Here is a 6718-nt window from a genome sequence, read left to right as displayed (position 1 = left end):
AAAGGCTTGAAAGCCTTGTCGGGTATGCCTTCTGCCTTCATGCAGCCAGCCCTATTTATTTCCTATTCATAATTCCTAAAATTTGTCAAGTTTTTTGTAAAGAAATATGTTTATAAAGCATAGCTTATTAAGGGGGATAATGGGGGATCCAAATCCATGCAAAAAACCCGACTCCCTAAATTGCTATAGTTAAACTAATCGAACATAATTACCAATAAATTATCTTAGCTTTAAAAGTATAGTGTAGCTGCCATGCCATCACTTATCTGTTAGTTGAGATCATTAAGTTTATTAAATTAATACCGTAATACTGGGATAGCATTTAAGTTGAGAGTTTAATTATGGGATAGCATTTAAGTTGAGAGAATAATTATGTGTTATAGTAGGGGATATTTCAGAGTATCGAACTTTCTATCGCATTTACTAGATTGATCCCCCCCAGCCCCCCTTAGCTAAGGGGGGAGCCCGGAAATCTATCTGGAAAGTCCCCCTTATTAAGGCAGGGCTGTTTCAAACTTTAGTAAGTTAACGATTATTGGAGATAGGGGGATAGGGGGATAGGGGGATAGGGAAATAAACTAAAATTTCCATAAAAATGCCCAAATTTAGTCATTAAAATCTGACGAATTAGCAGCCTTCAATCAACTCAAATCACTAACAATTTGTTAACGGCCTTGGTGTAAGGGAACGATAAATTTGCCCAAAATCCCGAGTATTAGTCCAAAATTCTCCCCATCTCCCCATCTCCCCATCTCCCCATCTATTTTTGGCGAGAATGAAACAGCCCTGCCCTTATTAAGGGGGATAATGGGGTATCCAAACCCACGCAAAAAACCCGAATACCTGCTCCCTAATCCCTACTCACTGCTTCCTAAGGGTAGCCCGGAAATCTATCTGGAAAGTCCCCGTTATTAAGGGAAACGGGGGATCCAAACCCACGCAAAAAACCCGATTCCCGATTCCCGATTCCCTACTCCCTACTCCCTACTCCCTACTCCCTACTCCCTACTCCCTAAATTGCTATAATTAATCTAATTAACGATAACTAGAGATCAATGATAGAACCCTTGTCAGTATTAGCCGGTTGGGCAATCCCGAAAATAGGGGAATCGTTATTGGAGATTGTTTCGGGACAAGGATGGGATAGCTTAAGTCAAGCTCTGAGTAAAAGCGATGTAGAGAAGGCAATCAAAGCGGGAGAAGCGGCAGTAAAAGAATGGGAAAAACAACTGGCTCCGAGCCAGCGCTTATTTTTTCAGGCTAGACCGGATGGCTGGAATGGAGTTAATAATTTTTTGCGGGACTATTTTACACATTCAGCAGTTTTGGCGGAATTACAAAAACCCTTACTTAATCAAGGTAAGCCTGATCGGGAGATTTTAAGCACGGTATTTCAACAGCAAGCTGAAGCCAATGACATTAAACTGAATCAAGATAGTATTAAGCCTTGGATAGAGAAATTTATTAATGCTTATTTTCAGCAGACGGATACTTATCTAAAATTTCAGGTAGCTAAACAGGATTATTGTGAGCAGCTAGCTAACTGGTTTGATGATGTTAAATTTGCTGGCATTGCTGTGCCTGGGCAAGAAGTAGAAAAATCGGAGAAGTTAGCGCAAATTTTTGTAATGCCAGATGTGGTGGAAGACCTATCAACTGCTGGCGCTTGGGAACGGGATTGGTTAGCAGCTGGTAGTGGGGAAACCTCAGAAATAGCACTATTGGCAAAGACAACTGGCCGGAAATTCTTGGCGGAGCAGTTATTGAGCCAAAGTCAGTCGAGACGAGTGGTGATATTGGGTGCGCCAGGCTCGGGAAAAACCACCTTGATGAGTTATTTTGCAGTAATGTTGGCTCAGCAAAATCCTGAGATTTTAGGATTAGATGCTGATACGGACTGGCTACCGATTTTAATTAGGATGCGAGATTTTGCGATAAATCTCGATAAAAGCCTGATCGACTATGCTCGGGTATTTGCTGAAAACACGATGTCAGTGAAACCGTTACCAGTAGGATTTTTTGAGCATTGGTTGTCTGATGGTAGGGCGTTGATATTGCTAGATGGTTTGGATGAAGTCGCAGAAGACGCTAAACGGAATGATGTAGTCAGGCGCATCGAGAATTTTTTGGGACAGTTTGACAGAAATCGCGCTATTATTACATCTAGACCGGCTGGCTATCGGCGCGACTTTTTCCGCACTGAGGAATTTCCCCACTATCAAATTGAACCGTTTGATGATCAGAAGATTTCAGCGTTTATTGATAACTGGTATAACAGCAGGTTTCAAGACCAAGCAGAAGCTGAAAGGCGCAAGCAAAGTTTACGAAAAGCACTAGATGATAATGACCGGATTAAGCTATTGGCACGGAATCCGTTATTGTTGACAATCATTGCTTTAATTCATCGCTATCAAGCGGTATTGCCGAAAGAACGGTTTGAGCTTTATAATTGTGCTGTCAAGACTTTGTTAACGTCTTGGGATGCTAACAAAGAAATCAGCAGTCATGGAATATTTAAGTATCTAGATTTATATGATTTGCGCCGATTGATGGAATTGTTGGCGTATTGGATTCATACCCAGGTAAATGTTGAAGATAACGACAGTGGGACGTTGATAGACCGGGATGAGTTGATTGATCAGTTGAGTCAGCAGATTAAAACCTTGAAGCAGGTGCAGTTATATCAAGCTAAAGAAGAAGCAGAAGCATTTGTCACCTTGATTCGCGATCGCACTGGTTTGTTGAATGAGCAAGGGCAAAATTGTTATGGTTTTGTTCATAAGACGTTTCAGGAATATTTGTGTGCTGAAGAGATTGACTATCAGGCGGATAATGAGGGGGATTTTGAGATTGTTTTGAGTCAGATTCGGGAGCATTTGCATGACTCCCACTGGCGCGAGGTGTTACTATTGCTGATAGCGCAACAAAAACCGAAAAAGGCAGCGAGGGCGATTCGGACAGTTTTGACTAATAAGAGTAACTACGAGCAGTGGTTGCATCGGGATTTGTTGTTTGCTGGTAGTTGTTTGGCAGAAGACCCGAAGAATTTGCGTGGTGCTGATCGTGAGTTAGTGCAAGAAATTGTGGAGCGGTTGCTTGAGTTGGAAGTGAGTAGTAAAGAGCGGGTTGGAGAAAATGTTCACGAGCAGGTTTTTCAGATAATTTGTAGTTTATATGAAACGGATTTTCTAGAACAGGTATTGAAATTGTTTAAAGAGCAATCGGATTTAATTGATGAGTGGCGATTGCTGAACTATCGAGCTGAGTTAGGGGAAAAAGATCAGGTAATTACAATATTGCTAGCACGGCTAAAGGATGATGATTCTGATGTGCGTGTGAGGGCAGCCGATGCTTTGGGCGAATTGGGCAATAGCTCAGAAACCGTAGTCAGCGCCCTCTTTGCAAGGTTTCAGGATGAGAATTCTGATGTGCGTTGGAGGGCAGCCATAGCTTTGGGCAGATTGGGCAATAGCTCAGAAACTGTAGTCAATGCCCTTTTAGCAAAGCTTCAGGATCCCGATCCTGGTGTGCGTGACAGAGCAGCCGTAGCCTTAGGCAATTCAGGCAACAGCTCAGAAACTGTAGTCAACGCCCTTTTAGCACAGCTTCAGGATGATGATTCTCGTGCGCGTTCGGGGGCAGCCTATGGCTTAGGCAAATTGGGCAATAGCTCAGAAACCGTAGTCAACGCCCTTTTAGCACAGCTTCAGGATGATGATTCTCGTGTGCGTTCGGGTGCAGCCGATGCCTTGAGCAAATTGGGTAATAGCTCAGAAACCATAGTCAACGCCCTGCTAGCAAAGCTTCAGGATCCCGATGCTGGTGTGCGTCGGTGGACAGCCTTGGCCTTAGGCAAATTGGGCAACAGTTCAACAACCGTAGTCAAGGTCGTCCTAGCACAGCTTCAGGATGATGATTCTCGTTTACGTCGGTGGTCAGCCATAGCCTTGGGCAAATTGGGCAAAAGCTCAGAAGCTGTAGTCAACGCCCTACTAGCTCTGCTTCAGGATAATGATTCTTTTGTGCGTAGGAGCGCAGCCAAAGCCTTGGGTCAATTGGGCAAACCATCGAATCATGTTCTCCCTACTGTGATTAAATGGATTGAACAACACCAAGATTCCGACTATGTGGGCAGAGGTATTGATGCCCTGTGGGATTTAGTTGTAGGTGAGGAGTAGGGAATAGCACGTCTATGTTATAGTTTTTAAGGCTATGAATCTAATCAGATAAAACTTACGAAGTTTAGTTGGTTTTGCCCCCCTAACCCCCCAATACTGGGGGGAACAGATTCACGAAAGTCCCCCGAGCGAGCAATCCCTCGCTCGGGGGATTTAGGGGGCAATACGTAAGTCCTGTCACAAACACTGAAGCGATCGCAATCCCCTCACGACCATGGAAGAGTCGCCATCCCTGGAGCATGCCCTTAAACATTTCTTTGGTCACGACTGTTTCCGTCCAGGACAGCGACAGATTATTGAAGAAGCGCTGGAAAATCAGGACTTACTGATTATCATGCCCACTGGCGGTGGTAAATCCTTGTGCTATCAACTGCCAGCTCTCCTCAAACCCGGATTAACCGTTGTGGTATCTCCTCTGATTTCCTTGATGCAAGACCAAGTGACGTCTTTGGAAGATAATGGCATTGGGGCTACCTTTATCAATAGCACCTTGAGCTTCAAACAAATGCGATCGCGCGAAGCTGCTATCCTTGAGGGTAAGATAAAATTACTCTACGTATCACCAGAACGGTTACTAGCAGAGCAGTTTATCCCATTTTTGGATAGAGTGCGATCGCAAATCGGTATTCCCACCTTTGCCATTGATGAAGCGCACTGTGTCTCACAATGGGGGCATGATTTCCGCCCAGAATACCGGCAACTAAAACTATTACGTCACCGCTATCCCCATAGCTCAGTGCTGGCCCTGACCGCTACTGCTACCAATCGAGTCCAACAGGACATTATCCAACAACTAGCATTGCGACAGCCCAAGGTTCACATCGCTAGTTTCAATCGCCCTAACCTTTACTACGACGTTCAACCAAAACAACGGCAAAGCTATAAACAGTTATTACAACAGATCCGTTCTCACCAAGGTTCTGGTATAGTTTACTGTACGAGCCGCCGTTCCGTAGAGGAAGTAGCTTTCCGGTTAGAGAATGATGGCATTTCTGCCCTACCTTACCATGGCGGAATGACGGATAAGGCTAGGGCAACCAATCAAAATCGGTTTATCCGGGATGATGTGCGGGTAATCGTAGCTACCGTAGCCTTTGGGATGGGAATTAATAAGCCCGATGTACGCTTTGTGATTCACTACGATTTACCTCGTAACATCGAAAGTTATTACCAGGAATCGGGACGAGCAGGACGGGATGGGGAACCAGCCACATGTACCGTTTTATATAGCGCTAGTGATATATCAAAACTTCATTATCTCATTGATCAAAAGCCCGATCCCAAGGAACAACGGATTGCCTATCAACAGTTAAATCAGATTGTTGACTACGCAGAAGGCACAGATTGTCGCCGCCGGATTTTGCTGGGGTACTTTGGTGAGCGGTTTCCAGGGAATTGTGACAAATGTGATAACTGTTGCTATCCTAAGCCAGTAGAAGATTGGACGATTGAAGCTCAAAAATTCCTCTCTTGTGTAGCCCGGTGTCGGGAACGGTTTGGCATGAACCACATTATTCAAGTGTTGCGGGGCTCAAAAAGTAAAAAAATTGAGCAATATGGCCATCACTTACTCTCTACTTATGGTATTGGTAAAGATAAAACTGCAGAGGCTTGGAAAATTCTAGTGCGATCGCTTTTGCACCAGGGATTAGTAGACCAAACCACCGATGGCTACTCCGTGCTGAAGCTCAATAAACTAAGTTGGGAAATCCTGCGCAAACAACGTTCTGTTTATGTTCCTATTTCCCAGTCATCTGTAGAAAAAGCCTTAGGAGAAATTAACCCCAGAGCAGCTGAAGCAGAGCTTCTGCTAGAGAAACTGCGGAAACTAAGGAAACAGCTAGCTGACCGGCAATCGATTCCGCCCTATGTAGTGTTTGCCGATTCCACACTGAAACTGATGGCACAGATGAAACCCAAAACCTTAGAGCAATTTGCCAAACTTTCCGGTGTGACTCAGTATAAAGTCACCCAGTATGGCGAGCAATTTATTTCAGAAATTCGGGCATTTTGTCAAGAGCAAAAACTACCAGAACCCCTGCCCTCCAGTACCTATATGAAAACGCTGCAATTCTATCAACAAGGGTTAAGTGTAGAGGAAATTGCTAAACAACGAGGGTATACTACCAGAACTATTATAGATCATTTGAGCCAATTAATTGAAATGAATCAGCCAGTGGATTTAAAACGACTGGTACCATTGGAACACCATGAGCCAATTATTACAGCCATTGAAAAAGTGGGTGATCAGTATCTGAGAAAATTACGGGAATACTTAGGAGAAAGTTACTCCTATGACGACATTAAACTAGTCCGTGCTTGGTGGCGACGGCAGGGTAATTGATATATAGCATTTCTCCCACTTACGAGGTACAGTCTTCTGTGATTAGTGATCCCCCCTAACCCCCCTTATCAAGCTATGCTTTATAAACATATTTCTTTACAAAAAACTTGACAAATTTTAGGAATTATGAATAGGAAATAAATAGGGCTGGCTGCATGAAGGCAGAAGGCATACCCGACAAGGCTTTCAAGCCTTT

At 43.9% G+C, this 6718-nt stretch carries 2 protein-coding genes; both read left to right on the top strand.

Annotated features, from left to right (window positions below; genetic code table 11):
• The first annotated feature begins 1055 nt into the window (after positions 1–1055).
• A complete protein-coding gene (locus tag F6K49_RS33225; RefSeq protein ID WP_293103520.1) occupies positions 1056–4178 on the top strand; it encodes a HEAT repeat domain-containing protein in 3123 nt (1040 codons plus the stop codon).
• Between the two features lie 214 nt (positions 4179–4392).
• Complete coding sequence (recQ, locus tag F6K49_RS33220; RefSeq protein WP_293103517.1) at positions 4393–6522, top strand: DNA helicase RecQ; 2130 nt, start codon at positions 4393–4395, stop codon at positions 6520–6522.
• Positions 6523–6718: the final 196 nt, after the last annotated feature.

The sequence above is a fragment of the Moorena sp. SIO3I6 genome (assembly GCF_010672095.1).
The sequence above is the reverse complement of the archived record's forward strand: the minus strand, read 5'-3'. Positions and strand labels throughout refer to the sequence as shown.